The organism is Cytobacillus sp. FSL K6-0265 (genome assembly GCF_038003465.1).
Taxonomy (GTDB): domain Bacteria; phylum Bacillota; class Bacilli; order Bacillales; family Cytobacillaceae; genus Cytobacillus; species Cytobacillus stercorigallinarum.
In genome coordinates, this window is record NZ_JBBOPE010000001.1 from 2,724,798 (window position 1) to 2,751,385 (window position 26,588).

General features: G+C 36.6%; 28 protein-coding genes. 4 read left to right on the plus strand and 24 right to left on the minus strand.

Annotated elements, in window-relative coordinates:
- Positions 1–20 precede the first annotated feature (20 nt).
- Complete coding sequence (locus MHH73_RS13730) at positions 21–1,703, minus strand: formate--tetrahydrofolate ligase (RefSeq protein WP_341067500.1); 1,683 nt, start codon at positions 1,701–1,703, stop codon at positions 21–23.
- Between the two features lie 189 nt (positions 1,704–1,892).
- Between MHH73_RS13730 and metA the strand changes: the two genes are divergently transcribed.
- A complete protein-coding gene (metA, locus tag MHH73_RS13735) occupies positions 1,893–2,801 on the plus strand; it encodes a homoserine O-acetyltransferase MetA (RefSeq protein WP_191811037.1) in 909 nt (302 codons plus the stop codon).
- A gap of 355 nt (positions 2,802–3,156) precedes the next feature.
- Here metA and MHH73_RS13740 read toward each other — a convergent pair whose 3' ends face one another.
- From MHH73_RS13740 to MHH73_RS13780, 9 genes are all read right to left on the minus strand, one after another.
- Positions 3,157–3,849 carry an AIM24 family protein gene (locus tag MHH73_RS13740; RefSeq protein WP_341067505.1) on the minus strand — a complete coding sequence of 231 codons (693 nt, stop codon included), beginning with the start codon at positions 3,847–3,849 and terminating at the stop codon, positions 3,157–3,159.
- A gap of 4 nt (positions 3,850–3,853) precedes the next feature.
- Positions 3,854–4,534, minus strand: coding sequence for a class I SAM-dependent methyltransferase (locus MHH73_RS13745; protein ID WP_341067508.1), 681 nt, complete (start codon positions 4,532–4,534; stop codon positions 3,854–3,856).
- 110 nt (positions 4,535–4,644) lie between these two features.
- A complete protein-coding gene (mntR, locus tag MHH73_RS13750) occupies positions 4,645–5,067 on the minus strand; it encodes a transcriptional regulator MntR (RefSeq protein ID WP_191811031.1) in 423 nt (140 codons plus the stop codon).
- A gap of 198 nt (positions 5,068–5,265) precedes the next feature.
- On the minus strand, positions 5,266–7,416 hold the full coding sequence (locus tag MHH73_RS13755) for a DNA topoisomerase III (RefSeq protein WP_341067511.1): 2,151 nt from the start codon (positions 7,414–7,416) through the stop codon (positions 5,266–5,268).
- Positions 7,417–7,611: 195 nt separating this feature from the next.
- Positions 7,612–8,502 carry a metal ABC transporter permease gene (locus MHH73_RS13760; RefSeq protein WP_191811027.1) on the minus strand — a complete coding sequence of 297 codons (891 nt, stop codon included), beginning with the start codon at positions 8,500–8,502 and terminating at the stop codon, positions 7,612–7,614.
- Positions 8,503–9,414, minus strand: coding sequence for a metal ABC transporter permease (locus tag MHH73_RS13765; RefSeq protein WP_341067515.1), 912 nt, complete (start codon positions 9,412–9,414; stop codon positions 8,503–8,505).
- An 8-nt stretch (positions 9,415–9,422) separates the two neighbouring features.
- Positions 9,423–10,178, minus strand: a complete 756-nt coding sequence (locus tag MHH73_RS13770; RefSeq protein ID WP_341067518.1) for a metal ABC transporter ATP-binding protein — start codon at positions 10,176–10,178, stop codon at positions 9,423–9,425.
- A gap of 38 nt (positions 10,179–10,216) precedes the next feature.
- Positions 10,217–11,140 (minus strand): metal ABC transporter solute-binding protein, Zn/Mn family, encoded by a 924-nt coding sequence (locus MHH73_RS13775; protein ID WP_191811021.1) that lies wholly within the window; start codon positions 11,138–11,140, stop codon positions 10,217–10,219.
- Between the two features lie 263 nt (positions 11,141–11,403).
- Positions 11,404–11,697 carry a hypothetical protein gene (locus tag MHH73_RS13780; protein WP_341067523.1) on the minus strand — a complete coding sequence of 98 codons (294 nt, stop codon included), beginning with the start codon at positions 11,695–11,697 and terminating at the stop codon, positions 11,404–11,406.
- Positions 11,698–12,115: 418 nt separating this feature from the next.
- On the opposite strand from MHH73_RS13780, the gene cspD reads away from it, so the two are divergent.
- Positions 12,116–12,316, plus strand: coding sequence for a cold-shock protein CspD (gene cspD / locus MHH73_RS13785; RefSeq protein WP_053476725.1), 201 nt, complete (start codon positions 12,116–12,118; stop codon positions 12,314–12,316).
- A gap of 41 nt (positions 12,317–12,357) precedes the next feature.
- Here cspD and MHH73_RS13790 read toward each other — a convergent pair whose 3' ends face one another.
- Positions 12,358–12,537, minus strand: coding sequence for a zinc-finger domain-containing protein (locus MHH73_RS13790; protein ID WP_191811017.1), 180 nt, complete (start codon positions 12,535–12,537; stop codon positions 12,358–12,360).
- A gap of 15 nt (positions 12,538–12,552) precedes the next feature.
- On the minus strand, positions 12,553–13,209 hold the full coding sequence (locus MHH73_RS13795) for a reverse transcriptase-like protein (RefSeq protein WP_341067526.1): 657 nt from the start codon (positions 13,207–13,209) through the stop codon (positions 12,553–12,555).
- 199 nt (positions 13,210–13,408) lie between these two features.
- Between MHH73_RS13795 and MHH73_RS13800 the strand changes: the two genes are divergently transcribed.
- Both MHH73_RS13800 and MHH73_RS13805 read left to right on the plus strand, forming a co-directional pair.
- Positions 13,409–13,801: a reverse transcriptase-like protein gene (locus MHH73_RS13800; protein ID WP_341067529.1), complete on the plus strand. Its 393-nt coding sequence runs from the start codon at positions 13,409–13,411 to the stop codon at positions 13,799–13,801.
- The gene (locus MHH73_RS13805; RefSeq protein ID WP_341067532.1) at positions 13,801–14,724 is read left to right on the plus strand and encodes a DMT family transporter; all 924 of its coding nucleotides are present in this window, start codon (positions 13,801–13,803) and stop codon (positions 14,722–14,724) included. The genes MHH73_RS13800 and MHH73_RS13805 overlap by 1 nt, the downstream gene beginning before the upstream one ends.
- Before the next feature lie 38 nt (positions 14,725–14,762).
- Here MHH73_RS13805 and MHH73_RS13810 read toward each other — a convergent pair whose 3' ends face one another.
- The 12 genes from MHH73_RS13810 to fdhD form a co-directional block, all read right to left on the minus strand.
- The gene (locus tag MHH73_RS13810) at positions 14,763–15,032 is read right to left on the minus strand and encodes a DUF6123 family protein (RefSeq protein ID WP_191811007.1); all 270 of its coding nucleotides are present in this window, start codon (positions 15,030–15,032) and stop codon (positions 14,763–14,765) included.
- 76 nt (positions 15,033–15,108) lie between these two features.
- Positions 15,109–16,134: a spore photoproduct lyase gene (gene splB / locus MHH73_RS13815; RefSeq protein ID WP_191811005.1), complete on the minus strand. Its 1,026-nt coding sequence runs from the start codon at positions 16,132–16,134 to the stop codon at positions 15,109–15,111.
- Positions 16,131–16,376, minus strand: coding sequence for a transcriptional regulator SplA domain-containing protein (locus MHH73_RS13820; protein ID WP_318245440.1), 246 nt, complete (start codon positions 16,374–16,376; stop codon positions 16,131–16,133). The genes splB and MHH73_RS13820 overlap by 4 nt, the downstream gene beginning before the upstream one ends.
- 182 nt (positions 16,377–16,558) lie before the next feature.
- A complete protein-coding gene (locus tag MHH73_RS13825) occupies positions 16,559–17,458 on the minus strand; it encodes a 5'-3' exonuclease (RefSeq protein ID WP_341067535.1) in 900 nt (299 codons plus the stop codon).
- A gap of 155 nt (positions 17,459–17,613) precedes the next feature.
- Complete coding sequence (locus tag MHH73_RS13830; RefSeq protein WP_341067537.1) at positions 17,614–18,447, minus strand: sulfurtransferase; 834 nt, start codon at positions 18,445–18,447, stop codon at positions 17,614–17,616.
- Positions 18,431–18,625 (minus strand): hypothetical protein, encoded by a 195-nt coding sequence (locus MHH73_RS13835; RefSeq protein WP_341069773.1) that lies wholly within the window; start codon positions 18,623–18,625, stop codon positions 18,431–18,433. Before MHH73_RS13835 ends, MHH73_RS13830 begins: the two co-directional genes overlap by 17 nt.
- A 28-nt stretch (positions 18,626–18,653) precedes the next feature.
- On the minus strand, positions 18,654–22,304 hold the full coding sequence (locus MHH73_RS13840; protein ID WP_341067539.1) for a dynamin family protein: 3,651 nt from the start codon (positions 22,302–22,304) through the stop codon (positions 18,654–18,656).
- 194 nt (positions 22,305–22,498) lie between these two features.
- Positions 22,499–22,672, minus strand: a complete 174-nt coding sequence (locus tag MHH73_RS13845) for a hypothetical protein (protein ID WP_191810997.1) — start codon at positions 22,670–22,672, stop codon at positions 22,499–22,501.
- Positions 22,673–22,691: 19 nt separating this feature from the next.
- Positions 22,692–23,243: an isoprenylcysteine carboxyl methyltransferase family protein gene (locus MHH73_RS13850; RefSeq protein ID WP_341067542.1), complete on the minus strand. Its 552-nt coding sequence runs from the start codon at positions 23,241–23,243 to the stop codon at positions 22,692–22,694.
- A 5-nt stretch (positions 23,244–23,248) separates the two neighbouring features.
- Positions 23,249–24,334 (minus strand): type III polyketide synthase, encoded by a 1,086-nt coding sequence (locus MHH73_RS13855; protein ID WP_191810992.1) that lies wholly within the window; start codon positions 24,332–24,334, stop codon positions 23,249–23,251.
- Positions 24,335–24,740: 406 nt separating this feature from the next.
- Positions 24,741–25,541 (minus strand): formate/nitrite transporter family protein, encoded by an 801-nt coding sequence (locus tag MHH73_RS13860; protein ID WP_191810990.1) that lies wholly within the window; start codon positions 25,539–25,541, stop codon positions 24,741–24,743.
- A 249-nt stretch (positions 25,542–25,790) separates the two neighbouring features.
- Positions 25,791–26,582, minus strand: a complete 792-nt coding sequence (gene fdhD, locus MHH73_RS13865) for a formate dehydrogenase accessory sulfurtransferase FdhD (protein ID WP_341067546.1) — start codon at positions 26,580–26,582, stop codon at positions 25,791–25,793.
- Positions 26,583–26,588 lie beyond the last annotated feature (6 nt).

The following is a 26,588-nucleotide window of genomic DNA, read 5'->3' on the forward strand; positions in this document are numbered from 1 at the left end:
TCAATTCCCCTTTATATTGATTAAAATAATCCTTTCGCTTGTCCATTTTTATCCACATCCATTTGCATCGCCGCAGGTACTTTAGGTAACCCAGGCATTGTCATCACCGCTCCTGTTAATGCCACAATAAAACCGGCACCTACAGAAGGCTTTAATTCTCTAATAGTTATCGTAAAGTCTGAAGGAAGACCTAATTTTGTGGCATCATCGGATAATGAGTATTGGGTTTTAGCCATACAAATAGGGAGATGAGACCAGCCAAAGCGTTCAAAATCGGCTAATTGTTTCTTTGCCAACGGAGTAAACTCCACTCCACTAGCACCATACACATTTTTAGCAATTGTTTCAATTTTTTCTACTAAGCTGTCATGTAAATCGTAAAGTGGCGTAAACGAATGGTCTGTTTTTGCAATTTGTTCTAACACTTTCTCTGCTAACTGTAAACCACCTGTTCCTCCTTCTGCCCATACTTCGGTTAGAGACCACTGCATATTTTGCTCCTCACATAACTCTTTAAAAGTCGCAATTTCATCTGTAGAATCACCATTAAAGCGATTAAGTGCGATCACGTACGGTAATCCAAAACTCTGAACTGTTTCAACATGCTTTTTCAGATTAGCAAACCCATTTGCTAGTGCAGCCGTGTTCTCTGAAGCGAGATTTTCCTTTGCGACGCCCCCATGCATCTTAAGTGCACGAATCGTTGCCACAATGACAACTGCATCAGGACTGACACCCATATTTCTCGCTTTTATATGTAAAAATTTCTCTGCTCCTAAGTCGGCGCCAAATCCCGCTTCTGTTACAACATAATCAGCTAACTTCAAAGCAGTATTTGTCGCGATAACACTATTACAACCGTGCGCAATATTCGCAAATGGTCCACCGTGTATAAGTGCAGGTGTATGAGCTAAAGTTTGGACTAAATTAGGCTTTATCGCCTCTTTTAATAACAGGGTTAAGGCACCTTCCGCACCTAAATCAGCCACCGTAACCGGTTGTTTGTTCCTATTATAAGCAATAATCATTTTGCCTAGTCTGTTCTTCAAATCACCTAGATCTTTTGCTAAACAAAGAACTGCCATTACTTCAGAGGCAACTGTAATATCAAAGCCATCTTCGCGCGGAATACCTTGGGCAGGACCACCCAGGCCAACAATGACATTTCTTAGCGCACGATCATTTAAATCCATCACTCTTTTCCAAATGATTCTTCTCTGGTCAATTTCAAGATCATTTCCTTGTTGGATATGATTATCGATTAAGGCAGATAAGGCATTATTTGCTGTTGTAATCGCATGGATATCACCTGTAAAATGAAGGTTAATATCTTCCATCGGCACGACTTGTGAATATCCGCCTCCTGTCGCTCCACCTTTAATGCCCATTGTTGGGCCTAGAGATGGTTCTCTCATGGCTATCATCGACTTCTTGCCTAGCAGACTTAATGCATCACCTAATCCTACAGTAACAGTTGATTTTCCTTCTCCTGCAGGTGTGGGATTAATGGCTGTAACAAGAATTAATTTCCCATTTTTCTTTTCTTCAACTCTTTTAAGTGTTTCAGCCGTAAGTTTCGCTTTATATTTACCAAAATGCTCTAGATCATCGGTCGTAAGTCCGAGCTTTTCTCCAATTTGGTTAATTGGTTTCATTGTTGTCTCTTGGGCAATTTCAATATCTGACTTCACATATTTCCCCATCGCTCTACCTCTCCTCTATACCAGTTGTCACTTGCAAGCGTTACTATTGTATCATTTCCTAAATCTAAATAATGATATATGAAGAGAAATTTTCAAATTAATTATAATTTTAAGGTTTCAAGGTTGCTCAATAAGTTAAACGTCTTTATAATAAGTTTATTGAAATTTCACACAGTAGGGGATGATCGCTTGCCAATTACCATTCCACAAGGACTTCCAGCACGGGAAATTCTCGAGGAAGAACAAATATTCATTATGGATGAAGGTCGCGCTAAGGGGCAAGATATTCGCCCATTAAACATACTTATACTTAACCTCATGCCGCAAAAAGAAAAAACAGAAACGCATTTATTAAGGTTATTGGGTAATACACCACTTCAAGTGAATATTACCTTGTTAAAAACCGTTACACATCAATCGAAAAATACAAGCCACATACATCTTGAGCAGTTTTATTCAACATTTTCTGAAATCAAACAAAAAAAATTTGATGGCATGATTATTACGGGTGCCCCAATTGAATTACTCTCCTTTGAAGAAGTCGATTATTGGGAAGAGTTAAAAGAAATAATGGACTGGACGAAAACCAATGTCACAAGCACACTCCATATTTGTTGGGGAGCGCAAGCAGCACTTTACCATCATTTCAATATTAATAAATTTGAGCTACCAGAAAAATGTTTCGGTGTCTTTGATCATGATGTAGAAAATTGGTCAGAAAACTTATTACGCGGGTTTGATGACACTTTTGTCGCACCCCATTCAAGGCATACGGATATATCATTAGAAGAATTAAAGAATCATAGCAAGGTCAAAGTTCTTGCTGCATCACCTCAAGCGGGTGCTTTTATTATGAGCGCCAATGAAGGTAAACAAATTATGATTACTGGTCATCTTGAATATGAAGCAACCACACTTGCTGAAGAATACGAGCGAGATCGGGCAAAAGGATTACCCATAGCCATTCCGAATCACTATTATCCCAATGACGACCCAACCAAGGCGCCAAAAAACAAATGGCGTTCGCATGCCCATCTATTATTCTCCAACTGGTTAAATTACTATGTTTATCAAGAAACACCCTATGAATGGGATTAAAAATAGCCAATCCGTGTGGCGTCATACGGATTGGCTATTTTTTATTTTAAATACGTTGTGAACGGGAATTGATTTTGAAAGAGTAGTTGAAAGTTGAGTGGATTCGATTCTGACAAAAACAAGTCAAAATAGCCATCTCAAAAAGAATTTTGATTACTTCCGCATTGAGCATAATATAACGATTATAGAGCGATTCCGCTTAGGAACTGGATTTCACATTATGGCAGCATTATCAGATCGGTTTTTTTCAAAAACGGTGTTTCTCCTTTTTGCACTGCTCCCTTAGGTCATTTTCATTGCTCGTCTCTCTTTTGAGGCAATTCCGCCAAACAACCATTTCATTTTTCCCTAAATGCTAATTCTGCTGGACATAGCCACCTTCTTCAAATGGTTGGACAACGACAAAACCTTCGCCTGAAAATTTCATTTGTACTGAGTCCCCGCTCCCACGGCCGACAAATGTTTTGAATGAGACATCCGCAACGAATTCCGGTTGCAAATGGCCAGACCAAGCGACCGTTGCATGGGGATCTGTTAATACTGGTTTATCGGGCGTTACCTTTAGTGTTAATGGTTCATAGTGAGTCGTTATTGCAGCCATTCCCTCCCCTTCTAGGCGAATATTGAAAAGCCCACCTGAAACGATGCCTGCTACTTTTCTCATCAGCTTGACGTCCCACTTCAAACTTGGCTCAAACGCTAATAAATCATTGGCACTAACACATAATGTATCATTATGAAAACGGATAATAGAAATCTTCTTTCCTTGGTCCGCTAAATAGAGTTTCCCTCTACCTGTTGCCTTCATAAGAGCTGTGCTTTCCCCAGAGAAAGCACGTTTGAACATTTTCCCAATTCCATGTTCTAAAATACCTTCGCGAACAAATTTGATTTGGCCTTCATAGGCAATCATGGAACCTGCTTTTGCCCAAATCTGTTGTTGTAAGTTTACTTCTAATAAGCGATCCGTTTCTAACTCAAATAACCCTTGACCTCTATCTTCTTGCTCTGTTTTCTCAATAAACTCTGATAATGAGTACCTACTCATAAGCTCACTCCTTTTGAAAAATAAAAATCCACATAAATGATAATGATTGCTGCAATTGAAGAGGTAATCCTCCTTTAGGTAATAACTCTGCAGCTTTTTTATATACACCTTGCTCTGCCACCTTTTTCATTGGAAGTCCTTGCATGAGCTGTTCAAACTCCCATGGCATCATCGTGTTACAAATAACCTTTTCTCCTAGTAATCTCGGAAAACTATTGTTTCTAGGCCCGGCAGTTGGTCCAAGTATCCCAAAACACCCATACCCACCCGGCTTCAATACTCTCACAGCCTCTTTCATTGCATGATACGGATCTTCCGTCCATTCCATAGAATTAATTGCCAACATACCATCAAAATGATGGTCAGCAAATGGAAGTGCCGATAAATCGCCTTTGATAAATTGGTTTTCATTCGTGTCGTTCACACGTTTTGCCTTCATTATCATTTCATCAGATACGTCGACCCCGATCACTTTGATTGCATGTGTTGAAAGCTTATAAGCCCCCATCCCATCACCACACCCAAGGTCACATACATGATTATTCGCTTTTAAATATTGGAGGAAGAGTGGGATAATTTCCTTGCGGCTCCCTTCATTCCACATACTTGCCGATCTTTCATGCCAGCTATCCGACCGTTTATCCCATTCTGTAGCCGATGCCTTTTTCCAATCAAATTCAGCCATCAAATATTCACCTAACCCTTTTTATACCTATTTCGAATTAAAAAATTTAATTTTCTGTCTATATAAATGATAAAAAAAAGCAGAGTTATCCACCCTCCATAACTCCGCTTTTATTCTTCTTCATTTTTTCGTTGTACAACTCTTAGTGACTCTACTCTATCTTCATTCTCTTCGAAAAACTGTACTAAATCACCAATGCGGTCAATCGCATCCCAACTTAAATGATGTTCAATTCCCTCAACATCTTCATATATATGCTCTTCTTTCACACCAATAATACGAAGCATTTGCTCTAATAACTCATGGCGATAAACAAGACGTTTGCCTATTTTTTTTCCTTTTGTCGTTAATACTAAACCACGATACTTTTCATATACGAGATATTCATCTTTATCTAATTTCTGCACCATTTTTGTGACTGAAGAAGGGTGGACAGATAATGCTTCTGCGATATCAGAAACGCGTGCATAGCCTTTTTCTTCAATTAACAAATAGATTTGTTCTATATAATCTTCCATACTAGGTGTTGGCATGTGGATCCTCCCAAAAAAGGCTAACATCTATGATAAACGATATTTGTTACATACAGTATAGCCACTTACTTTATCAAAAAAAAAGCATATTGATAGTGGTTTCATACGTAGATATAACGCAAATGAAAAACCACTACTTAAAATATTACTATAAGAATCCTCTTGAAACAAGGAGGATATGGGAATAGACGGAAAGAGTTAGTTTGGAAACTTAAATTTTATTTTATTTTCCTTATTATCCCATAGCAATGCTGCGGCAAACAATTTGTCCTTCCCTTGGAAACCTTCCAGCACGTCTGTCTCACCACTTTTTAATAGTTGTTTAACGATTTTTTGTGTCATTGACTTACCAAGAATTTTCTTAGATAAGGTAAATGTACAATTCTTTTTCTGATAGTTGCTGCAACCAAAAAATTTACCCTTGTCTACCACTTGACCTTCACATAATGGACATTTGCCTAATGGCGTTTGTCGCTTTTTCTTAAAGGTTTTTGGGATAAATTGTTCTTTGTCTGCATCAGAGAATATCCATTCATTCGTTGCTTCTTTCGTAGCGGCAATTAAATGATGGACCATTTGACTCGTTTGATCCATAAATTGTTTAGGTGATGCCTCTCCTTTAGAGATTTGCTTTAAGCGTTGCTCCCATTTCGCCGTCATTTCAGGAGATGCTAATATCTCTTTACCCACCGCAATAATGAGGATCTTTGCTTTTGAAGTGGCATAGACCATATTCTTTTTCACATCAATATAACCACGATCTTTTAGCATCGTAATAATGCCAGCTCTTGTGGCTTCAGTTCCAAGTCCTTCTGTCTGCGTTAATACCTGTTCAAGTTCTTTATCATCAATATGTTTGCCTGCTGTTTTCATCAATGTGATTAATTGACCTTCAGTGTATCGTTTAGGAGGCTGTGTTTTACTCTCTTTTACTTCTGTTTTTTCTGTTATACCTTTATCTCCTTTATTTAATAAGGGGAGATTCACATCTTTATCTTTCTCAACTGGAGAAATCACTTGGCGATAGCCTTGATCAACAATTACTTTTCCTTTAGACATAAACATCGCTCGCTCATCAACCAAAGTTTTGATTGTCGAGTACTCGATTATTGCTTTCTTATGGTGAGCTGCGATGACACTTTTCGCAATTAGGTCATAAAGTTTTTTCTCCTCAGATGCAAGTTTAGCAAAGTCTGGAATTTGCTCAGTCGGAATAATGGCATAGTGGTCAGTGACTTTCTTTTCATCCACATAGCGCTTATTCTGCGCAATCGATGAAAACGGCAATGGAAAGAAATCCTCATAATCTTTTAATTTTGCATAACGAGCCAAAATTTGTGGTAATGTGTTTGCTTCCTCCGTGGTAATATGCCTTGAATCGGAACGAGGATAAGAAACCCATCCTTTTTGGTATAACTTTTGGAGAATATCAAGTGTTTTCTTAGGTGAGAATTTATGACGCCGATTCGCTTCTGCTTGAAGTGCTGACAAATTATACAATTGAGGCGGTAGAAATTCTTTCTTTTCCTTTTTTATATCTGCGATTGTTGCTTCCTTCCCTTGACAAAACAAAGCAATTTTCTCAGCTAATGCGCTGTCCATAATACGACTATTACCTTTATCTTCCCATTTCCCTTTATATTTCTTTCCAGTGATGTCAAAGGTTGCTTCTACCTCCCAAAAAGGTTCAGAAACAAACGCTTCAATTTCAAGCTCCTTCTTTACAATCAATGCTAATGTAGGTGTTTGGACTCTCCCAACCGAGAACACATCTGAGAATCCTTTTTGTTGTAATAATAAAGTATATAATCTAGAAGCATTCATTCCAACAATCCAATCAGCACATGACCTCGTATATGCTTCAAAAAAAAGATTTCTTGTATCTTCTTCATTTAATAACTGTTGAAACCCTTTTTTAATGGCATTCGGCGTTAATGAAGAAATCCATAATCTCTTCATTGGCAAATTTGACTGTGCTTGACGCAATATATTTCTTATAATCAGCTCACCTTCTCTACCTGCATCTCCCGCATGAATGACTTCATTCACCGCTGGATGTGATAAGAGCTTTTTAATTACATGGAATTGCTTTATTTTATCTTTGGAGACTTCATGCTGAAACTGGTTAGGTAGAAGAGGGAGTGTATCTAATGTCCATTTTTTCCATGTTGAATGATATACTTCAGGAGGAGAGAGTTGACATAAATGGCCGATTGCCCATGTAATATAGCCACCGTCTGTCAAGATCGGATTAGGAAGAATTTCGATATAGCCCTGGTGTTTCTTTTTGGGGAAAACAGATGCGAGTGTAGCTCCTTGGTCTGGTTTTTCTGCAATAATTAGTTTCATTCTTACTCTCTTTTCTATCAAAATAGTATGTTTCTATCTTACTAAAAAATGAGAAGAAAGCAAGAAGTAAAGCGTTCGATGTTGTAAGTCGGTTACTAAAAAAGATTTATTGCATGCCCCTACGTGTAACCCCTTTTTCAACTAAAATAAAGGCTGTTATCCAATATAACAGCCTTTATCAAATATGAACACGATTTAAGTAGCGTTGGTTCTTGTTCGGAATCTTTTTTGATTGATTTTTTTACCTAATAGTCCTTTTGTTGGTGAAAAGATAAACACTAGCGCGAATAGGACCCCACTCATCATCGCCATTGAACCAGAGATTGAACTGTCAATCCAGGTAGCTACATAATAACCACTAATCGCTGCTAGTACGCCGAAGAAAGCACTTAAACACAGCATATGACTTAGCTTATTAGTTAATAAATAAGCAGAAGCACCTGGAGCGATTAACATCGCCACGACAAGTATGGCCCCAACACTATCAAATGAAGCGACAGTTGATACTGAAACCATGCCCATCAATAAGTAATGAATAAACATAACTGGCATACCAATAGCTGCAGCTAGGGCAGGATCAAAAGATGTAATTTTTAGTTCTTTATAAAATAACATCATCAAAATAATATTTAATATCAGTATACTCATTAACATGATGAATGCTTTTGGAAGCGGTGGTAAAAAGGCGATCTCTACCATATCAAATGGAACAAAGGCAATTTCGCCCATTAAGGCATGATCGACATCTAAATGGACACTATCAGCAAACACTGTGATAAGTATCACGCCAATGGCAAAAAAGAATGTAAATACCACACCAATGGATGCGTCTTCTTGAATGCCCTTATGATTAAGAAATTGTATAAGCATAGCCGTAAATAAACCAACCACTGCAGCACCTATGAGCATATAAAGACCATTCATTGATTGACTGATTAGAAAAGCAAGCACTATCCCTAATAAAACCGTATGACTAATTGCATCGGCGAGCATCGCCAACTTCCGTAAAATGAGAAAACAGCCGATTACGCCACAAGTAATGCCTACTAATGATGCAACAATCATTATCCAAATTTCATAACTCATCTACTTCACCTGCCCTTGTTCACGAAGAAGCTGGTGATTAGTCATTCTCCGTTTAATTTTAAGTGTGATTATACCACGGGCTGGTGCAAACAGAATGGATAGAATAAAGATAACCGTAGCAGTTACTACGATAAATGGGCCAGTTGGAATCCCTCTATCTAGTGAACTAATTAAGGTACCAATCACACCTGATATCGCTCCGAATAAGCCAGAAATCATGACCATTTTACTAAGCGAATTCGTCCAATAACGGGCGGATATCGCAGGTGTAATTAATAAGGCCGCCATCAGAATGACACCGACTGCCTGGATGCCGATTACCACAACAGCTACTAAAAGTGTCATAAATAAAAAATTCAACGCGCTAACCGGTAAACCTAAACCTTTAGCAAATTCCGCATCAAAAGTAATCAGTTTAAATTCTTTAAAGAAAATAATAGTCACTATAAGCAATAATGCCGCAGCCCCTGCCATTAATTTCACATCACTACTGACCATTCCTGCTGCCTGACCAAAGATAAAAGAATCTAGACCACTTTTATTGCCAGAAGGCATTTGCTGTACTTTTGTTAATAAGACAATACCTACGCCAAAAAACGTGGATAGAATTAAACAAATGGCAGTATCTTCTTTTAAAATAGAAGCGGAGGCAATGTATTGAATACAGTAAGCCGCTAGTAAACCTGTCACGGTCGCTCCTATTAAAAGGATGATGAGTGACCGCTCACCTGTTAACATAAACCCGATACAAATTCCTGGTAATGCAGCATGAGCTACGGCATCTCCGATTAAGCTTTGTTTTCTTAGTAAGGCAAAACTTCCTAAAATACCGCTTGCTAAACCTAGAAGAAGCGTACCAATTAACACCCACTGCGTATTTGCTGCTAGTAGCATTTGCCCTATTTGTTCCATCACTCATGTCACCTCGTTTGTTCCACCATTACTTTTCCTTTATCTAAAAAAGCAAGCTTGCCCCCGTATGTTTGGTGTAATTGTTCTAATGTAAAGACCTCTTCTGTTACACCAGATGCTATGACTTCTTTATTTAATAAAATACAATGATCAAAGTATTCTTCAACTGTTTGTAGGTCGTGATGAACAACAATGACCGTTTTCCCTTGATCTTTAAGATCGGTTAATAATTGTATAATCGCTTTCTCTGTCGCTGCATCCACACCGACAAAGGGTTCATCCATAAAGTAAACTTGTGCATCTTGAACGAGCGCTCTTGCTAAGAATACTCTTTGCTGTTGTCCCCCGGACAATTGACTAATTTGCCTATTGGCGTAAGCATCCATTCCCACTTTCTTCAAACTTTCTTTTGCGCGTGCCATATCCTCTTTACCTGGTCGTTTAAACCAACCGATATGGCCATACCGCCCCATTAAGACAACATCCAATGCACTTGTTGGAAAATCCCAATCCACTGATCCTCTTTGGGGCACATAACCAACAAGACGATCTTTTGCTCTGTAAGGTTTTCCGTATATTTTAATGTCACCCGACACTTTAGGAATTAGGCCCAATATCGCTTTAATCAAAGTGGATTTCCCAGCACCATTCGGTCCGATAATTGCAGTTAAACTCCCCTTTGGTACAGAGAATTGAATATCCTTTAATACTGCAGTTTTATCGTAAGCTACGGTCAATTTTTTTATTTCTATTGGATTTGTCACTCTAATCACTCCTATATACACTTACATAAAAACATTGTTTATTTTAATGATTGGACAATCGTATCTACATTATGTTTATACATACCAACATAAGTACCTAGTTCAGTCCCCTCTTCACCCATAGCATCAGAGTATAATTCTCCTCCTATACTTACTGTATGACCCTTTTCCTTCGCTCCTTCAATCACTGCATTAATTGAACGTTCGGATATACTTGATTCCACAAATACGGCATTGATTTCTCTATCAGCAATCGTATCCACTAAATGTTGCACATCCCCTAAACCATATTCAGCGTCTGTACTTAACCCTTGTAAACCCATAACTTCCATATCATAAGCATGACCAAAGTAATTAAAAGCGTCATGTGCAGTGACTAGAACACGTTTCTCTTCTGGAATTGATTGAATTTCTTCTGTAGCATATGCTTTTAATTCTCTCAGCTCTGTAAAATATGCTTCTGCATTCGCTTCATAATCATCTTTATTTTCAGGATCCACTTCAATTAAAGCATCCTTTGCTGTAGTCAATGCCTCCATCCACAAATCAATATCGAACCAAATATGTGGGTCTACCGCGTTTTGATTATCTTTATCAGCTAGTAAGTTAGATTGTTCTAATGAATCGCCTACTGCCACAACAGTTCTTTGCTCGCCCATTTTCTCTAATACTTCAAGCATTTTGCCTTCTAAGTGCAAGCCATTATACAAAATCATATCTGCATCTTGAAGAAGACTAATGTCACTTTGCGTTGCCTTATATAAATGTGGGTCTGTTCCTGGTCCCATAAGACTGTTTACTTCCACATGTTCACCACCGATATTCTCAATCCCATCAGCTATTTGAGCAATTGTCGTTGTTACTTTCACTTTATCGCTTTCAGTATTTCCTGCTTCATTACTTGAACAAGCGGCAAGCATAAGCACCATTAAACTAAACATCGTAACTAACAATCTTTTCATGTCTAACCTCTCTCCCTTTATATTCCTTATTTGATTATATGCAGACTTTTTTAACAGATGCACTTTTTTTAACTAAATCTATAAAAGTTTCCTATGTGCAACATTTTAACTCATGGTGAAAAAACCGTCAATAAGTAAACATGACAAAACAAAAAAACCCGCAAATAGCGGGCTTCTCAATTTTTATCATTGACCGAAAACAAAATAAGGTTCGGTTTATCCATGTTAGGAACAAGATTTTTCTTATAAGAGAATAAATACTACTAGCGCTCATCTGTTTTCCTCGAAACAATTCCATTCTTTATTTGGAACCAATCGACTTCATTGATAATATTAGCAACAGTGAGGATATATGAAGGGATCGTCTCAATGGAAAAAATAATCGCACCGATATCTTTGTCGAATAAAATAAAGGAATCCCCATGATTATAGTGCAAAATTTCATGTCCCATTTTAACAATCGATTGAAAAACAATATTCTTTTCTATATCATCAGCATCCACATTAATAGAAAATCGCAAAATCCACTCCTTCTCATCGATGCGAAAACGATACATATGGCCACCTCTTTTATTGATTTACCTATCATATGAATGTTGCAATTAATTATGACACTTTCTTCCTTATATCCTCAAATACATTATATTTAACTAACCTAATCATTCTTTCCCAAACCAATCATAAGAAGTTTATAATCTTTTAAAAAATAGCTACTTCTATCTCTAAAATACCCATTCTCTACCCCATCATATGAGTGCAATACCAGACCCTGGCGAAGAAACTGAAATTTTTACAATATTTTAAAGAAAAAACTTTCAGATTTCTTGACGGAATTCGATTAGTATTGTATATTTAATACATCATTTAACAGAATATATTTCCTATATTCCATGATAATATTGCAGTATGTTTATGTTGGATGAAAATTTTTTCTGAAGGCTTGGAGCCTTCAAAGTTTTAGGAGGAAAAGTTCACATGCAAAACGGTAAAGTAAAATGGTTTAACAATGAAAAAGGTTTCGGTTTCATCGAAGTTGAAGGTGGAGACGATGTATTCGTACATTTCACAGCTATCACTGGCGAAGGCTTCAAATCTTTAGAAGAAGGTCAAGAAGTTTCTTTCGAAATCGTTGAAGGTAACCGCGGACCTCAAGCTGCTAACGTTGTAAAACTTTAATCTGTATATAATCAAGGCTGGCAAAATTGCCAGCCTTTTATTTATGTAAAATTTTTGCCAATATTTTGGATTTTTTCTCCCACCGTACATTTGGTTATACAAAATCGGTGGGCAAAGTTTCTTCCATATTCTTTGCGATGATATTTATATAAAAAACAATCCTCACAATAAAAATCAATGACTTGATCCACTTCTTTTACTAATTTCTTTTTCTCATCCACAATAAACCTTCCTTCCTATAATAACTGCATTTTACTATAGATTTTTTTCCCGTTTAAACTTTGTGTCGCTAACTTATGTGCTTCTTGATTTTCCTTTCTTACAATAGGAGTGTACGTTACATTTAATGATAATAGGCTTACCTTTTCCTCAATCCGATCTAACCAATCATTTAACACTTTCTCATAACAGGGCCATTCGCCAGCTAATTGCATTAATAATCCTTTTGCATCTCCTCTTACTTCACAACTCTGGCGACTAACATTTAATTCTTCTAATTGCGAAAGAGCAAAAAAAAGGGCAGCATACTCCGCTTCATTATTTGATTCTAATTCGTGAAAACGCTCATTTGCTCTTATACGGTACTTTTTCTTTCCTTGTCGATAGTAGATAACGGCGCCTAAGCCTGACGTATTCGTTTCGCTATGAAAGCCACCATCAAAATAAATCACTAAATCATGAGGTTCTTCCTCTACTTCTTCTAATAGCTTATTTAATTCTTTTATTGTCCAAGATGTACCGTTTTCATCAAAACACTTAATTTCTGTCCATTTCGGATGATGGGAAAGCTCTTCTCCCATATCAAGGGCAGACTCACCATCTAACCATTCGGAAGTAAATAGATAGCTTTCATTATTTTTTAGTTTATACACTGCATTCAATTGATATTTCATTTATTTTAACACGCCTTTTAATAAAATGATGATTCAACAATAAGCTGCTTGTATGCTACACTACTTGTAGTTTGTATTTTTCATCATATGTCTTTCTGTAGCAAATTATTTCTTCATTGTTATACGATTATTATGAACGTTTCTCCTTCATCACATGACAAAGAACTTTCATTATTTTATCATAAAAGGAGGATTTGCATTGATTGAAGTATATATAGACGGTGCAAGTGCTGGTAATCCTGGCCCCAGTGGTGCAGGTATATTTATAAAAGTGAACGGAAATGTAGAGAGGCATAGTATTCCACTTGGAGAAATGGAGAACCATGAAGCGGAGTTTCACGCTTTGATTTTAGCATTAAGAATTTGCTTAGATAATAATTATCGAACCGTTTCCTTTCGCACTGATTCACAAGTTGTCAATGCGAGTATTGAAAAAGAATTTGCCCGTAATAAAAAGTTTGCTCCCCTTCTTGATGAGGCGCTTGAATTAAGTAAGCAGTTCGATCTTTTCTTTATGAAGTGGATCCCAAGTGTGCAAAATAAAGCTGCGGACGAATTGGCAAGAGCAGCCATTCGGAAAAACAAAAAATAATGTGGCAGTCAACTAAATTAGCAGACCTCTCTCTTCTACTTGTTGCCTTCATTTGGGGATCTACTTTTGTTCTTGTACAAAACGCTCTCCAATCTCTTAGCGCCTTTTCTTTTAATGGTATCCGCTTTCTTATTGCTGCATTTTTCTTAACAATAATAGCGATTATTTTTTATAGGAAGCAGTGGCAAAAACTAACTAAACGTACACTAATGGCAGGTATCTTATTAGGTTTGTGTCTCTTTATCGCTTATACATTTCAGACCATTGGACTTCATTATACTTCTTCTAGTAAAGCTGGCTTCATTACAGGTTTGAGTGTCATTCTTGTACCTATATTATCGCTTTTTATATTAAACATAAAGATTACTCGTTATGCTTTTATTGGCGTATTTGTCGCTACAGTGGGACTTTACTTACTAACAGTACAAGATATCTCTCCTTTTAATAAAGGTGATGGTTTTGTATTCATCTGTGCATTAGGTTTTGCTTTGCATATCATATTAACAAATCTATTTGCCCAGGCTCATTCAGCCATTATTTTAACGATTATACAAGTAACAACTGTCGGTTTACTCTCTATTATTGCAGCCTTATTCTATGAGGGGTGGTCTTATGATAGTGAATTATTATTCAGGCAAGAGGTTATCTTCGCTTTACTCATTACAAGTATTTTTGCTACCGGGCTGGCTTTTTTAGCACAAACACATTTCCAGCAGTTTACCTCACCAACAAGAGTTGCTGTTATATTTGCAATGGAGCCTGTTTTCGCTGCATTTACAGGCTTTATCTTTGCTGGAGATCGTTTATCGATCATTGCCATATTTGGTTGCCTATTCATTCTACTCGGTATGATATTAGCTGAGTGGCCGCAAAAAAATCGATTTACTGACCTGCCTACTGAAAATTCAATCACAAAAAAATGAACAAGCCTTCGCATCACCGCTTGTTCATTTTTTATGTTTTAAATCGATATATGCAAACTGGTTTTCATATAGTTAATTGCTTCTTTGCGGTTTGGAATATTATTTCCCATAAAACGCTCTAACAGTGATAAATAAAAACTGCCATCAAATGATTTTTGCGCCTTTAATGTCATCTCTATTGCTGTATTTACTAATTCATCTGGTGCATTTGTGTAATGTTTACCGAAGTATATAAAGCCTATACTATCTTCTTCAAGCTGAAATCCTTTACCTTCTAAATGGCATAAATATTCTTCTAACGATTTCAATGGTCGCGCCAGTCCCCTCTTTTTCTCCTACTCAATACCTATATTTTAGCTTATTTTCCGACAAGTTTCTACAATATTAAGTGAAGTATTCTAACTTTGCTTCAGGAAAGAATTTTACCATATTTTGATAGAGTGTTTCTTTTATATCTTCCTCTTCTTCTTTTTTATAAACATATTTTCCAATCCCATACCTTCCCCATTTATATCGTCTTTTTTCTTCATCTAGTTCAAGTTTTGTCATTGGGTAGTTTTTTTCAATGACTCTTTTCGCTGGCTTAGTAAAACGATGTTGAATAAATTCAAAAGTTAAATCTTTTTTTGCTTCATTCGGCAACTCATCTGCTAACCGTTCAAACATTTCATAATAACCTTGTTGCCAACCGTCATGTAAATAAATAGGTGCCACAATAAACCCGAGTGGATAACCAGCTCTCGCCACTTTGCCAGCTGCTTCGATACGATCTTTCAGTCTTGATGTTCCAGGTTCAAAAAACTTTATTACATAGTCAGCATTCACACTAAAACGAAAACGTGTTTTACCATTATGGTTCGCATCTAATAAATGATCGACATGATGAAACTTTGTCACAAATCGCAATTTACCATATTCTGATTGTCCAAAATGTTCAATCGCTCTTTTTAATGTGTGAGTAATATGATCAATGCCCACAATATCAGATGTACACGATGCTTCAAATCTTGTTATTTCTGGTGCTCTTTCCGCCATATATTCATCAGCAGCAGTTAGAATCTCGTCTACATTTACATATGTGCGAATATAAGGTTTACTTCCCATTGTTGTTTGTAGATAACAATAATGGCAATGTCCCATACATCCAGTCGCGAATGGAATTGCATATTCTGCTGAAGGCTTTGATGTATCAAACTTTAACGTTTTCCTTATACCAACAACTAACGTAGATTTAGCGACACGATACTTTTGAAAATCATTATCCCCTGGTATATTTCTGACTTGATTATGGGAAGTTGTATACCTTATTTCTACATCAGTATTTTCAAACCGCTTCTTTAATTGTTGGCCAAGTGGATAATCCAGAGCTTTCGGTTCAAAATAAACAAGTTTTGGCTCAAATGGCTTCAATCGCCTATCCCTCCTTGAAGGGTATCATTAAAATAGTTCCCATATGTTTCATATGCTTCTTCCTCATTTGAGAAAACAGCCACATCCTCTGTTAGTGGATAAAAATTTTCATATAAAAACAATGCCAACTCACCTGGTTGTTCTGGATGATTGACGACCGCCGCAGCCTGAATATTAGCTACATCTTGTGTATGCGGATTACGGTAAAAAACATAAACAATATCACCAGCATTATAATTCATCATAACGTCTCCCTTAACTAAATGATCTATCTTACATTTTGTGTCAGTTTCTTAAATACTTGCTATAATAATTTTGGTAAATTTATTGTGAGGAAGAGCATTATGCGATGAATGAAAAGTTTTGTTGGAAGAAAACGTAAAAAAGAGCCATCAGGAATGAATTATTCCCAATGGCTTAAATGTTATATAACTGCAGGTTGACGCAGTAATTTAGCAATACCTCTTAGTTCAATTTCTTCAAGCTTCTGATTAACTTTATTTAGATTATATTTCCATTCAGCTTCTAATAAAGTACATTCAACAGGAACATCACATTTAATTTCTGCTAATTGTCTGCTTAAATGTAGCATGTCCAAATCTTGCTCAATTTTAGTTTTTTGCCCTTTTGTTAGTGCTTCAATATTCTCTAATACGCCTTCTATATGCTCGTATGTTTGTAAGAGTTTTAGTGCGGTTTTCTCACCAATTCCCTTTACTCCAGGATAATTATCGCTTGGGTCACCCATAAATGCTTTTAAATCGATTAACTGCTTTGGTTGTATCCCTTTCTCTTCATAAAAGCTATCTGGTGTATGGACTTCATAATTACCCATCCCCTTTTTTAAAAGGGCAACCGATACATTCTTATCTAATACTTGTAAAATATCACGATCCCCTGTTAGGATCACGACCTCCGCTTCTTCTTTTAAAGCCTGTGAAAGCGTGCCAATACAATCATCTGCTTCATAACCCGTCACGCCGATATTTGGAATATCAAAGCTCGCTACCATATCTTTCGCCAGCTCAAATTGTGGGACCAATTCAATCGGTGCTTCTGGTCGGTTTGATTTATACCCGTTATACATATCTGTTCTGAATGTTTTACTGCCCATATCCCAACAAACTGCCACGTGGCTAGGGTTAAAATGGTTCACACCCATTAAGAAATGTTTCATAAATCCATATATGCCATTCGTTGGCGTTCCTTTGGAATTATACATAAATTGACCAGTAACAGCTGTTGCAAAATATGCTCGAAATAATAAAGCCATCCCATCTACAAGAAGGAATCGCGGGTTTTGTAGTTGTTGATCTTCGTTCAAAGTTGTTCCTCCTCCATCTCAAGTATCATTATTATAACATAGATATAAAACGTGTATTGCCTGCGCTTTGTAACGTATTTCTGCAAAAAAAGAGAAAATCCGTTGTCATCGCAACCAGTTAAGGTGACAAAGATGATCGGATTTCCCTATAGTAATTATTTCATTTTCGTAGCAACCGGATGCTCTTCATAAGAAATCCAGTCACTAAAGCTACCAGGATAGAGTTTTACATTTTTGTATCCTGCTTCTTTTAATGCTAAATAATTGGGAGAGGCCGTAATTCCTGAACCACAATAAACAATAATAGGCTGATCTTTCTCCATTTCTGAAAAACGTTGCTTTTGCTCATCGATTGATTTAAACTTGCCGTTACTTAGAGTGTCCAGCCAAACTTTATTGATTGCTCCAGGTATATGACCTGCTTTCTTATCAATCGGTTCAATCAAACCCAGATATCTCTTTTCTTCTCTCGAATCAATTAACACCACTTCATTATTCGGATACTCAACAGCTTCTTTTACTTGTTTGTAATCGGCAACCATATCAGAATGAATATTTACTGTAAAATGACCGTGTTCAAACGCCTGAACGTTGCTTTCAGTTGGATAATCTGAAGCTAGCCATTCGTTATAGCCGCCATCTAAAATATATACTTGTTCATGACCAAAATAATGAAACAGCCACCAACAACGAGCGGCAAAAGATCCTTCCCCATTGTCATAAACGACAATCTTTGTGTCATTTGTTAATCCGACTGCTTCTGCCTTCTGGACAAATTGCTCTGCTAAAGGCAGTGGGTGTCTGCCGCCATGCTTTTCTACTTTTGATGATAAATCTTGTTCAAGGTGATAATAGACAGCGCCAGGAATGTGACCGATGCGATACTGCTCGATTCCTTCTTCAGGCTTAGCAAGATTAAATCTACAATCAATCACTCTCACATCTTTTAGATGTTGGAAGAGCCATTCTACGTTAACTAAGCTGTTCATCCCCTTCACCCTTTCTTTTTTCGATTAGTCTTTTCACATGTTCCTTAGGCTCCCAGCAGTTAAACTTGTAATTAGGCTTTGTTTCATAACCTAAACGTTCACAAAAATAACTCATTCCATTTTCTTTTTTAATGGCTAAGAAGTTTACGCAAGTTGCACATACATGAAAGGTATTCATATCCTTCAAACATGCCACCTCCAATGCCTTAATAGGCCCTCAGACGTTCTTCTGTTGCAATTAGCTGTTCAATTGGGAAGTCTTGAGATAATGTTGCTAACAATCCTTTATAATACTCTTCTGTTTCGGTCGTTAAATCAGACAGTAGTTGATGATAAACAGCTGAAAGTTTTTCATCATAATAATCTTTGAGTTGTTTAGATGCTTCATGTAAATATATATCTGTTGGTTCTTGCAAGCTTTCCTCAAGACTCTCTGCTAGTAATTTTCTTTCATTCTTCTCAAAGAAGTTTTTAGGGTTTTTAAAATAACTCATTGCTTTTTTAAATGTAGTGCGATCCACCTTACTGAAAGCAGACTCAAAATTCACCCCTTCAAAAGAAGGATTTTCTGGACGACTAAAGGTGACATCGCGATTCATTTGGTTTACTTGGTTGCTTCGTTTCTCATATGTTTGTTGTAATAACTTTCCTATATATACTTCTAGACGAATGGTCGTCGCTCGCAACTCTTGGGCAAAGTCATATCCGAAGCTTTGTAAAAAGTCCTCTAAGGCTACTTGGAGTGCTTTTTTCATATCACGGCCATCCTCTTTTAATTGTCCTGGATTAAAAGATTCTTTTAAGAAATCATTAAATCGTAAGAATACTCGTTGTTTAATATAAAACACTAGTTCCTCCGCTTCTTGATTTAAAGCTTGAGTTAACAAATCAAGGTCGTCTTTAGCAATTACTTCTTTAATATTCGCTAGTTCATTCGTCAAGAGTTCTCTTTTTGCTAACTTTGCCTCTTTACTTTCTTTAGAAGATTCAATAAATGAACGCAATTGGTTCATTACTCGATTCCACTCAAGTTCAGCAGCAGATAATGAGAGTGACATCAAATCGTGATTAATAAATCGATAAAAGCTTTCCTCAAACCCCTTCATACCAGAAGAATGTTCATCACCTGATTGTTTTTCGAATAATGCCTGTAAACTCGATAACCCGTGTAATGTTGGTCTTCTAATACCGTATTGAATGAGCTGATCATGAACATATTGCAAGACATCATTTTTCTCTTCTTCATCACTTGCCAGGTCAATGGCGTTGACAACAAAAAACATTTTATCAAGTTCAAATGCATCTTTAACCCGGCCCAACTGTATGAGAAACTCACGATCGGCTTTAGAGAAAGCATGATTATAGTACGTCACGAATAGAATGGCATCTGAGTTTTTAATATAGTCAAAAGCTACTCCTGTATGACGTGCGTTGATGGAATCCGCTCCTGGAGTATCAACTAGTGTAATTCCTCTGTCAGTCAATTCACATTGATAAAATACTTCAATCATCTCAACAAAACATGATTTTTCTTCTTTAGCAACATAATCAGCTAACTCTGTGAGGTCTGTGATTACTTCTTTACCAAGTTTTTCTTGGAAATTATGATAACCTTTGGCAAAGGCCGCAAGAAAGGCAAAATGCGTTTTTTCATGGGCATCAAAATCGTGATGTTCTTTTAAAATCACATCAATCTTCCCGATAGCTTCAGTAAATGATTTCGCCTGTTGATCAAAGACTTGTAGTGAGCGATTAATATCTGCAAACATAACTTTTTCACTTTTCACAAATACCTTAACCGTACCATGAGGGTACTCAGGAGTAACAGGCATAATTTTATTAATGGCAGCAGTTGTGGGATTTGGCGATACAGGTAAAATCTTTTCACCAATTAATGCGTTGGCAAAAGAAGATTTTCCAGCACTAAAGGCACCAAACAAAGCGACAGTGAAACTACGTGATTGCAGTCGGTCAGCTTTCTCGACTAGCTCTGCTGAGATTTTTTGAAAACCTGGGATATCTCGTAACTCTTTTGCGGTATGCTCGAGCTTACTAATCAAAGTCTCGATATCAGCTTCATGATTATTTTCTTCGTTTATTTCTTTTTCAACATTTGAATGGCTACTTGCTACTTGTTTATCATCAACAAACTCTTCTTCACCTTCGCGAATAATTTGGACCTCTTCATCCTTAGGTCTCATTAATTCTTGTACGGAAGTTGACACTTTTTTATGGTCTAGTTCTCCTGCCAATAATTTCTTGATTTCTACTTTTTGCTCTGTTTGTTTTGCTTTAATTGACTGTAGTGTAGTAAGGGCCTCACCGAAACGAGCATGAGCATCCCATTCCTCTTTCATCTCAAGGATTTTTTCATTAGCTAACTCTTCTACCTCATTCAAGTACAACTCTTTCCAGTTGATTATTTGTTTCTTCGTTTCTTTTTTTACAGCATCAGATACATCCTTTGTATATTGCAAAACATAATCACCTGACAGCCTAGCCCCTTCTTTAATTGCTGCCGTTAACAGGCTTTCTGGTAGAGTGATTTTAATGTTTTGAGCTTGTGCCTGTAAATCATTATTGTGAATTTGATCTTCTTTTAATTTTTTTAGGAATAACTCTTTCACATGCCATTCAATTTGAGATTGGACTTTTTCCTTTAAATCATCAGATAAAAGATGTAGCCTTGTACTTCGTTCTTGTTCAGTTTTAGCCTTTGCAAATAATAGTCCAACTTTAAAGCCAGGTTGCATCGATTCTAAATAGTTCTCAGCTAATTCTCTCGTTTGAAACGGCATTAAATAAGCATTATTTAAGATATCTTCCATCTCATGATTCAAATCAAGTTCAGCCTGATATTTTTTTTGCTGCAAAGTTTGTTTCGATAACTTTAATTTTTCAATCTTCTCAAATACGAGCGCTCGTTCATCTTCAGGTAGATTTGCTAAAACTTCCTCATTTGCTGCTATTTCATGAGCGTCTTTTTCTTCTAAGTAGACAAAGTGTTCTTCAGTTAACTTTTGTAATGAGTGAAAAACAGATTGTGGTAAGAGCGTATCTTTTTGGCCAATTTGTTCATAGATAAATTTCTGCAGAGCAGAAAAATCATTATGTTGTAACGCTGGTTTCTTCAGCGATGTATAGAAGATTCTTTCAGGATGAACGCCCCACGAGGCGAAAGAATCCTTTACACTTTCAGTAAAATGTTGAAAACTTAATTCTTCTTCTCGATGTTTATCTATTTGATTGATAATTAAGTATACTTGTTTACCTGCTGCTGTTAAGTCTTTAGTGAATAAGAAATTGAGTTCTGATTGAACATGATTATAATCCATCACATAAAAGACCATATCAGCTAAATGTAAAGCCGACTCAGTAGCAATTCTATGGGCATCATCTGTCGAATCAATTCCTGGTGTATCCATAATAACCGTATCTTTTGGCAAATTTGTATCCGAATGGCTAATTTCTACAGTATGAATGAGGTCGCCATCTTTACTATACTTTTTAATCTTTTCATAATCGTAAGGTGCAGGATAGAGCTTTGGCATCCCTTCTTTTAGATAAACCTTTGCATAGTCCTCTCCAGACATCACTTTAACTAAATTTGCACTCGTTGGGATTGGGCTGGATGGCAGTAAGTTTTCTCCCACAATTTGATTGATCATACTCGACTTACCCGCAGAGAAATGTCCACAAAATGCAATCGCGTATTGTGAATCTCGTAATTTATAGACGAGGTCTCTTGCTCTAGAAGCAGAAACATTATCTCCATTTTGTTCAAAAAACAATGATAATGCTGCTATTCTTTCAATTAATTCATTTTGACTAAGTTGTTTACCCACTGTTTGAACCATAATTAATCCCCTTGTCACATCAATTTACTACTATTATAATTGCGCAAGCTTTTTTCCTATATAGGTATTAATATATTATAAATATGGGGTAAAGTGAACCTTTCGTTATGAAAATTGGTATTTTCACCAAAAAAAAGAAGAAGCCTCACTCACTAAGGCTTCTTCCAATATGTAATAAAGGGGTAAACGCTATTTTAAGATTTTGCTTCTGGCTTAGTAACACCATTCAACACATATTTCATTACTGCACCATATACAGCGACAGTGCCAATCACAAAAAGAGCTGTCAAATGTATCACGCCTTTCATTAATTGAGAATAAATATCATCTTCAATTAATAATTTATCATAATCGAGAATGATTTTCAATACTAAAAAAATACTTTTTTCATATTTTTCCTATTTCTTCATCTCTCTTCAATGGAAATGCTTCTTCATATTTCGTTAATGCTTTCAATGCCTCTTCCTCTGCTGGAATCCGAATAGCTAAAATAAAGAAGTTTAACAAAGTAAAGACGAGTGCAGTGTAATAAGCTTGAAACAATAGTGGCAAAATCAAAAACTCCATAGCAACGACTAGATAATTCGGGTGTTTTAGCCAACGGTATGGTCCTTTGGTTACCACTTTCGCGTTAGGCAAAACAATAATTTTAGTATTCCAAAATCTCCCTAACGAAGATAACGCCCATATTCTTACTCCTTGTGTGAGTATAAATAGCGGCAACAAATAGTACCAATAAGAAGATAATCCTTTTTCGAATACAACTACCTCAACTGTAAGAACAATAAAAAACAAACTATGTACCATAACCATCAGCGGGTAATGACTTTGACCAAATTCAATCCCACCTCTTTTTTTCATCCAATCCTCATTGTATTTTGCAATGATTAATTCGATACATCGTTGGATGATGACAAATAGAAGAAAATAAAAAAACATTCAATTCACCTCCATTTTAATAAAAGCAATTCTGAGCTAAAACCCGGTCCTAAGGCTGTTGCCAAGCCTATATCATCCTTTTTTCCATGTAGAAGAAATCTTCGTAAGACGTACAATATTGTGCTGGAGGACATATTACCGAATTCCCTTAGAACATCTAGTGAAATGGCGGTCATCTCAGCAGGAATTTGTAAAGACACTTGATAAGCATCAATCACTTTTTTCCCACCTGGATGTGCAATAAAATGTTGCAAATCGGAAATCTGTAATGAGAATTGATTTAAGAATTTCTGTACATTTGGCTTCAGCCAGCCTTCAATAATCGTAGGAATATCTCTTGAGAATATGACATACAAACCATCGTCCTTCACATCCCAACCCATTACATCAAGTGAATCTTTTTTGGTCGTTGATTGTGTCCCGTAAATATGGGGGATTACTGGAAATTTCTGATATTTTCTATAATCACTCTCATCACCAGCGATTAATGCACAGGCAACACCATCAGCAAATAAAGATGTCCCTACAAGATTACTCTTAGAGCGATCATTTCTTTGAAAGGTCAAACTGCATAATTCAATGGTTAATACTAAAACTTTTGCTTTTGGATAAGCTAAGCAATATTCATAAGCCCTCGATAAACCCGATGCACCACCTGCACAACCTAATCCCCAGATTGGGATTCTTTTTGTTTGTTCAGAAAAGGGTAATAGATTCATTATTCTTGCCTCAAGTGATGGTGTAGCTAAACCGGAACTAGTAATCGTAAAAATCGCATCTATCTCTTGATACTTAATCGGTTGACTAAGAAATTCCCTCGTTGTTAAACATTTTTCAATCGCCTCACACCCAAGTTTTACTCCCGTTTCAATAAAGGCATTATTTTTATCAGCAAAGCTATGGTCCTCTTTAAACCAATCTAGTTCTTTGGCAAAATGACGTTTTTCAATTTGGCCATTTTGGAATACTTTTAATAAACGATCAATATCTTTGAAAGATTGCCCAAATAAGTGGCGAGCAAATGCTACCACTTCATTTTGGGTAATTTCATTTGGTGGGGGTACTTCTGAGATAGATAAAATTGCTGGCATAAGGAACTCCCTTTCTGTCTAGGTACGGGTATTTTTTCCTTAATAAGGATATTTATGCATTGTTTGGTTTTTAATCTTTCCCGTTCATTTTTCATAAAAAAAAGCCGAATGAGTTATCTCATTCGGCTTTGAAAGATGTGTTTTGAAGGAGTTGCTGTGCCCTTTTATCATATCTTAATATGGCTCTTTTGGCATTACGCAAACTTTACCAATTACATTGACTCATTTATTGCTTTGCTTATGCACATCAATAATAATCGTTTTATCAATGATTTGACCACAAACACGGCAAACCCCTTGTTCTTTATATATGGTTTTACAATAATCACAATAATATTGTTGCATCTGCTCACATCCAATATCTCTAATAGATTATTTTATGTAAGCTATGATGAATATGTTTCTATTATGAAGCTTTTTTCAACTGAGCATTTGTTTCATTTTTTGGTTTATAGGAGATAAAATAAGCTAGGCCAACAAAGACAGCCCCACCAACTACATTACCTAAAAAGGCAGGTATGATATTGCCAATGAAATCTAACCAAGTAAACGAACCTGCAAAAATCGCAGCTGGAATAACGAACATGTTGGCAACAACGTGCTGGAATCCAATTGCAACAAAGGCCATAACTGGGAACCAAATAGCTAAAATTTTTCCTGCAAAATCATGAGCACCATAAGCTAACCAAACAGCTAAACATACGAGCCAATTACAACCAATCGCTGAAACAAATGTTTGTAAGAATGTATCATCAATTTTTGCACCAGCAATCGCTACTGTTTTATCAAGATATGGACCTGTCTCTGTTAAACCAACGACATGTCCAAAGAAATAGGCAACAAACAGCGCACCTACAAAATTGGATAATAACACCCAAAACCAATTATTCAATAATTGCCCAAGACTAATTCTCTTTGAGAACAAAGCACTCGCAACTGACATCATATTACCTGTAATCAATTCAGCCCCAGCCAATACTACTAATACAAGGCCTAAAGGGAAAACAGCTGCACCTAAAAACGATCCGAAACTTCCCCACTCTTCTGGTAAATTCCCAATTACACGAATGTCTAATAAGAATCCTAATGCAATAAATGCACCACCTAAAAAGCCTAAAACCAACAGCGACAAAAGTGGTGTTTTCGTTTTTGCAACACCTGTTGCAATCGTTTGTTCCATAATTTCTTGCGGTTTACTAAATCCCATTCTAACTACCCCCTAAATAAAAAAGGCAGCACTCAGTCATCCCGTACTTTTGTAAAGGATTTCAAAGAATGCTGCCTAACCCTTCTGCAATCCCCTACAGAAGTATCAGTCATCATATTTATATTGTTTGTAAAAAGAAATAAAACAGTACTTGCCTTATATCCATTTACTCATTGCAAACTATATGCTACCAAAAAACAAAAAATTTTACTAGACTATTTTTATTTTTTTCGTGTAGCGAAGTATTTTTTATAAGAGGATTCGTTCAGGATAAGTATAGATATTCATGTTGCCATTACGAATAAATCCAACAGTGGTAATGCCTAATTCCTCGGCTGACTGCAAAGCAAACTCTGTTGGTGCAGATTTTGAGAGAATCATTTCACAACCAATTTTCGCTACTTTTAAAAGAATTTCCGAAGAGATTCTGCCTGTGAAAACAATGATCTTACCTTTCATGCTGATGCCCTCTCTTAAACTGTACCCATATATCTTATCAAGAGCATTATGCCTACCAATATCCATTCTGCTCAATATCATCCCGTCTTTGTCACAAAGCGCAGCGCTATGAACACCACCTGTTTGTTTAAATGTAGTCGCAGAAGCTTGTAATTGTTCCATTAACTGATTACATTCATTGACAGTTAATCGGATGTTAACACCTTTCATTTTCTTAGCTGTTAATGCATCATTAACAAAAACAAATCCTTGTCTACTCATGCCACAACAAGAAGTAATATATCTTTTATTTTGGAAGTTTTGTATATAAGGATTGGTACGATCGGTTGTTACATGAACGAACCCTTCCTTTTCTTGTACCCATATCTCTTTAATATGCTCGTAAGATTTTATGATACCTTCTGATGCAAGGTAGCCTATAACCATGTCCTCAATATATTCTGGTGTACATACCATAGTGACGAGCTCTTCTCCATTCAGCTTAACCGTTACAGCATATTCGGTAACAATGGTGTCTTCTACCTTTTCAACTTTATTGCCAGTCACTCGTATAATTTTACGACTCGTTTCCACTTGCTTCATCTTTTC

Excerpts from the sequence above, each read along its gene's own strand:
- MHH73_RS13730 (WP_341067500.1), bottom strand. The coding sequence starts at position 1,703 with ATGGGGAAATATGTGAAGTCAGATATTGAAATTGCCCAAGAGACAACA.
- MHH73_RS13740 (WP_341067505.1), bottom strand. The coding sequence starts at position 3,849 with ATGAGTAGGTACTCATTATCAGAGTTTATTGAGAAAACAGAGCAAGAA.
- MHH73_RS13745 (WP_341067508.1), bottom strand. The coding sequence starts at position 4,534 with ATGGCTGAATTTGATTGGAAAAAGGCATCGGCTACAGAATGGGATAAA.
- mntR (WP_191811031.1), bottom strand. The coding sequence starts at position 5,067 with ATGCCAACACCTAGTATGGAAGATTATATAGAACAAATCTATTTGTTA.
- MHH73_RS13755 (WP_341067511.1), bottom strand. The coding sequence starts at position 7,416 with ATGAAACTAATTATTGCAGAAAAACCAGACCAAGGAGCTACACTCGCA.
- MHH73_RS13760 (WP_191811027.1), bottom strand. The coding sequence starts at position 8,502 with ATGAGTTATGAAATTTGGATAATGATTGTTGCATCATTAGTAGGCATT.
- MHH73_RS13765 (WP_341067515.1), bottom strand. The coding sequence starts at position 9,414 with ATGGAACAAATAGGGCAAATGCTACTAGCAGCAAATACGCAGTGGGTG.
- MHH73_RS13775 (WP_191811021.1), bottom strand. The coding sequence starts at position 11,140 with ATGAAAAGATTGTTAGTTACGATGTTTAGTTTAATGGTGCTTATGCTT.
- MHH73_RS13780 (WP_341067523.1), bottom strand. The coding sequence starts at position 11,697 with ATGTATCGTTTTCGCATCGATGAGAAGGAGTGGATTTTGCGATTTTCT.
- cspD (WP_053476725.1), top strand. The coding sequence starts at position 12,116 with ATGCAAAACGGTAAAGTAAAATGGTTTAACAATGAAAAAGGTTTCGGT.
- MHH73_RS13795 (WP_341067526.1), bottom strand. The coding sequence starts at position 13,209 with ATGAAATATCAATTGAATGCAGTGTATAAACTAAAAAATAATGAAAGC.
- MHH73_RS13805 (WP_341067532.1), top strand. The coding sequence starts at position 13,801 with ATGTGGCAGTCAACTAAATTAGCAGACCTCTCTCTTCTACTTGTTGCC.
- MHH73_RS13820 (WP_318245440.1), bottom strand. The coding sequence starts at position 16,376 with ATGAATTATAATGCTGGTGATATTGTTTATGTTTTTTACCGTAATCCG.
- MHH73_RS13830 (WP_341067537.1), bottom strand. The coding sequence starts at position 18,447 with ATGAACAGCTTAGTTAACGTAGAATGGCTCTTCCAACATCTAAAAGAT.
- MHH73_RS13835 (WP_341069773.1), bottom strand. The coding sequence starts at position 18,625 with ATGAATACCTTTCATGTATGTGCAACTTGCGTAAACTTCTTAGCCATT.
- MHH73_RS13840 (WP_341067539.1), bottom strand. The coding sequence starts at position 22,304 with ATGGTTCAAACAGTGGGTAAACAACTTAGTCAAAATGAATTAATTGAA.
- MHH73_RS13850 (WP_341067542.1), bottom strand. The coding sequence starts at position 23,243 with ATGTTTTTTTATTTTCTTCTATTTGTCATCATCCAACGATGTATCGAA.
- MHH73_RS13855 (WP_191810992.1), bottom strand. The coding sequence starts at position 24,334 with ATGCCAGCAATTTTATCTATCTCAGAAGTACCCCCACCAAATGAAATT.
- MHH73_RS13860 (WP_191810990.1), bottom strand. The coding sequence starts at position 25,541 with ATGGGATTTAGTAAACCGCAAGAAATTATGGAACAAACGATTGCAACA.
- fdhD (WP_341067546.1), bottom strand. The coding sequence starts at position 26,582 with ATGAAGCAAGTGGAAACGAGTCGTAAAATTATACGAGTGACTGGCAAT.